This is a genomic window from Kitasatospora sp. NPDC007106 (assembly GCF_040634455.1).
Classification (GTDB): Bacteria; Actinomycetota; Actinomycetes; order Streptomycetales; family Streptomycetaceae; genus Kitasatospora; species Kitasatospora arboriphila.
Window position 1 is genome coordinate 1 of record NZ_JBEYFP010001221.1, and the last position, 1407, is coordinate 1407.

Here is a 1407-nt window from a genome sequence, read left to right on the forward strand (position 1 = left end):
TGCTGCTGTTCGGCGGCGACCTGCTCTTCACCGATCTGCGGCCGCTGCTCGCCCGGGCCTTCCCCAAGGCGGCGATCTCCTCGGTCGGTTACGCCTCGGTGGACGCCGGCCTGGTCGCCTCGCCCGTCCCCGGCGACGACGTCCGGGTGCACGAGGCCTTCCCGAACCGCACGCTGGTGGAGATCGTCGACAGCACGACCGGCGAGCCGATCACCACCCCCGGTGTGCCGGGACGCGTCGTCGTCACCAACCTCTTCCGCACCCTGATGCCGATCCTGCGCTACCCGGCCGGCGACCGCGCCGAATGGCTCGACGCCGACTGCCGCCGCTTCCGCCTGCTCGGCCGCTCCGAGGAGGGCGGCCGGGTCGGCATCGTCTCCATGCCGAGCGAGGACGTCCGCGCCGTCCTCGTCGCCGCCGACCCCGAACGGCACATCGCCGGCATGCAGATGGTGCAGCGCCGCTGGGACGGCCGGGACGGCATCGTCCTGCGCCTCGGCTGCACCGGGCAGCCGCCCGCCGACCTCACCGAGCGGCTGATCGCCGCCGTGTACGCCGCCCGGCCCACCTACCCCGAGGAGGTCGCGGCCGGCGCGATCCACCCCCTGACGATCGAGTGGGTGCCGCGCTCCGAACTGGTCACCAACCCGCGCACGGGCAAGCTGCGCCAGGTCGTCGACGAGCGCCCCAAGGACTGAGACCCGACCCGCCGGGCGGGGGCGTCGCGCCCTTTGGAACTCCTCAGCCGCCGAGCGGCTTTCCGGAGAGCGTGACGCTCTGCCCGCGGAATTCCGCGACGACCTTCCCGGTGGATTGCCGGACGGTCACGTCGTAGATTCCGTGCCGCCCCGAGCGCGACCGCTCGGCAGCCTCCGCCACCAACTCGTCGCCGACCGCCGCCGGAGCGAGGAAGGTGACCTGGGCGGCCTGCGCCACGGTGACCGGGCCGTAGCTGTTGCACGCGTACGAGAACGCGGCGTCGGCGAGCAGGAAAATGAAGCCGCCGTGCGCGATGCCGTGGCCGTTCACCATGTCGTCCGTCACCTTCATGCCCATGCTGGCGTGCCCCGCCGACACCTCGTCGAGGGAGATTCCCAGCGACCGGCACGTCCGGTCGCGCTCGAAGAGCGCAGCCATCCCGGAATTCCCGGCAGCACCCGGCTCCGCATTCCCGTCCATGTTTCCCCTGCCTCCCCCGGGACCGGCCCGAAACACCCGATGATCCGCTCCCGGGAATTACATCGATCCCCACCGTCGACTGTCAACGGTGGCCCGATCGTCCCGCGGACACCGCGCGGCCGGGTGAATTCCGGAAGAGCCCGCCGCGCCGGCGGGGTGAACGGCGACCAGCATCCGCACGACAGCGTCGTTCACGAATTCCCGGCACCGGCACCGGCTGCGGGTACG

General features: G+C 72.1%; 1 protein-coding gene and 1 pseudogene. One reads left to right on the plus strand and one right to left on the minus strand.

Going from position 1 to position 1407, the window contains the following annotated elements; genetic code table 11:
- Positions 1-698: pseudogene (locus tag ABZ641_RS37300) on the plus strand (phenylacetate--CoA ligase family protein); the annotation flags it as partial.
- A 43-nt stretch (positions 699-741) separates the two neighbouring features.
- Here ABZ641_RS37300 and paaI read toward each other — a convergent pair.
- Positions 742-1179 (minus strand): hydroxyphenylacetyl-CoA thioesterase PaaI, encoded by a 438-nt coding sequence (gene paaI, locus ABZ641_RS37305; RefSeq protein ID WP_359989022.1) that lies wholly within the window; start codon positions 1177-1179, stop codon positions 742-744.
- Positions 1180-1407 lie beyond the last annotated feature (228 nt).

What these genes read in the sequence shown, in the direction of transcription:
- paaI (WP_359989022.1), bottom strand. Translation starts at nt 1,179, where the DNA reads ATGGACGGGAATGCGGAGCCGGGTGCTGCCGGGAATTCCGGGATGGCT.